This is a genomic window from Streptococcus sp. 9903 (assembly GCF_013276625.1).
In the GTDB taxonomy this organism is placed as follows: domain Bacteria; phylum Bacillota; class Bacilli; order Lactobacillales; family Streptococcaceae; genus Streptococcus.
On sequence record NZ_VMLI01000045.1, the window covers coordinates 1 to 2,246 of the forward strand.

Below are 2,246 nucleotides of genomic sequence, written 5' to 3' on the forward strand. Positions count from 1 at the left end.
CTACAACCTCAAAACAGTATTTTGAGCAGCCTGCGGCTAGCTTCCTAGTTTGCTCTTTGATTTTCATTGAGTATTATGTAATCGTTTATAAAGTAGCCAAGCCAGATAACCACCCAAGGTATTGGTCCACAAATCATCAATCTCAAAGACGCGATTAAAATCAAAGAAAAAATCTAAGACCAACTGCGTACACTCAATTCCAAGACTCACTAGAAAACTGAAAAAGATTACTTTTCTTGTCTTACACAAGTTTGGAAGGAGATATAGGAGTTGGAAAATCAGAGGAAAAAGCAAGAAGACATTGAGGATATTTTGTAGAAAAATCCAACATAATTGTCCAATGTCACTTACTTCACCCAGTTTCCAAAAAGAATTGAAAGGAGTCAAAAGAAAAACCAGGCGTCCAAGATGCTGAATACCTGGAGTTTCCACTCCCACGGGAGATTGTTCTTGAGGAGTAAAGCAAAAATAGACGATACAAATGCTATAGAAAATGACTCCCCAGACCAAAACATGATTATAAGTTTTCTTCATCATTAAGGATTGACTGCTGCGACTGCTTTCTGGCGGTCACGTTTCATTGTATTAGAACGCAATTGTCCACAAGCTGCATCAATATCAGTACCATGCTCTTGACGAACCACACAGTTAACCCCTTTTTTCTTAAGCGTATCATAGAAAGCCAACACGCGCTCTTTAGGACTACGGCTATATTGATCATGCTCACTAACTGGGTTATAAGGAATCAAGTTTACATAAGACAATTTCTTGATGTTTTTGAGCAATTCAGCCAATTCCAAGGCTTGTTCTACACCATCATTAACTTCATTAAGCATGATATATTCAAAAGTCACACGACGATTAGTTGTCTCAATGTAGTACTCAATAGCTGCAAAGAGTTTTTCAATCGGAAAGGCACGGTTAATTTTCATGATGCTTGAGCGCAATTCATTGTTAGGTGCGTGAAGAGAAACAGCAAGATTTACCTGAACCCCTTCATTAGCAAAATCACGAATTTTATGAGCCAAACCTGAGGTTGAAACTGTGATGTGACGAGCACCGATGGCCATTCCCTTGTCATCGTTGATAGTACGAACGAAATTTAAGACATTGTTGTAGTTATCAAATGGTTCACCAATTCCCATGACAACGATATGGCTGACGCGTTCGTCCTGACCACGCTCATCAAAGTATTTCTGAACCAGCATGATTTGCGCTACGATTTCACCGTTATTGAGGTCACGTTGTTTCTTAATCAAACCAGAAGCACAGAAGGTACAACCGATATTACAGCCAACCTGAGTGGTCACACAGACTGACAAACCATAGTGCTGTCTCATCAATACTGTCTCAATCAGCATGCCATCAGGCAACTCAAAAAGATATTTAACTGTCCCATCAGCAGACTCTTGAACGATACGTTGTTTCAAGGGATTGACCACAAACTGGTCATTAAGCTTAGCAATCAAATCTTTTGACAGGTTGGTCATCTCTTCAAATGACTGGACACGTTTACGGTATAGCCATTCCCATATTTGATCTGCACGGAATTTCTTTTCTCCTTGCTCCAAAACCCATTCCTGCATGGTTTGACGTGTTAAACTATAAATTGACGGTTTCATTTCTACTCCTTATTCCCTACTCACTTCTGACGAATGACAAAATGACGTTGTCCCTTGTCCTCTTTCTGAGAATGCTGGTCTTTCTGACGACGTCTATTTTTCTTATCTGCATTCGGTTTTCGTTTTGTTTGAGCCGGTTTCTTTCCTTTTCTAGAAGGCGGTTCTTCTTCCTTCTTACGCATTTTCTTGTCAAATGATGCTCGCTTAGGGGCTTCATTTTCTAGGACAAAATAGGCACAACCATAACTACAATACTCTAAAAGGTAGTCTTGTAAACGACTGATTTTTTCAAGTTTTTCTTCTGTTCGGTCATCCTTGTAAAAACCTCGTAGGCGAAGCTGTTCGTTGCTCCAGTCTCCCACGATATAATCAAACTTTGTTAAGACTTCAGAAAAACGCTGATTAAAAGCCGTCACATCAAAGGCATCCTTGATATTTTCCACCAAGGAAAAAACTATCCCTTCCGTTTCGACCTTGTCCCCATGTAAATGGAACTCAGGACCAGGAAACTTGTTATAGTTGTATAATTCAGGTGCAATTTCTTTTCGCATAGATATCCTTTTTCACGATTACTTAATACTTTATTCTACCATAATTTCTAGCAGTTAGCACGTTTCTCATAAA

At 39.3% G+C, this 2,246-nt stretch carries 3 protein-coding genes; all 3 read right to left on the reverse strand.

Features of this window, described 5'->3' with window-relative positions:
• Positions 1–63: 63 nt before the first annotated feature.
• Genes HT696_RS10495 through HT696_RS10505 form a run of 3 tightly spaced genes read right to left on the reverse strand, consistent with a single transcriptional unit; the run spans position 64 to position 2,173 of the window.
• Complete coding sequence (locus tag HT696_RS10495) at positions 64–537, reverse strand: VanZ family protein (protein ID WP_173253318.1); 474 nt, start codon at positions 535–537, stop codon at positions 64–66.
• Positions 537–1,622, reverse strand: coding sequence for a 23S rRNA (adenine(2503)-C(2))-methyltransferase RlmN (gene rlmN / locus HT696_RS10500; protein WP_000804760.1), 1,086 nt, complete (start codon positions 1,620–1,622; stop codon positions 537–539). Before rlmN ends, HT696_RS10495 begins: the two co-directional genes overlap by 1 nt.
• Positions 1,623–1,642: 20 nt before the next feature.
• Positions 1,643–2,173, reverse strand: a complete 531-nt coding sequence (locus HT696_RS10505) for a YutD family protein (protein ID WP_054392995.1) — start codon at positions 2,171–2,173, stop codon at positions 1,643–1,645.
• Between the last annotated feature and the right edge of the window lie 73 nt (positions 2,174–2,246).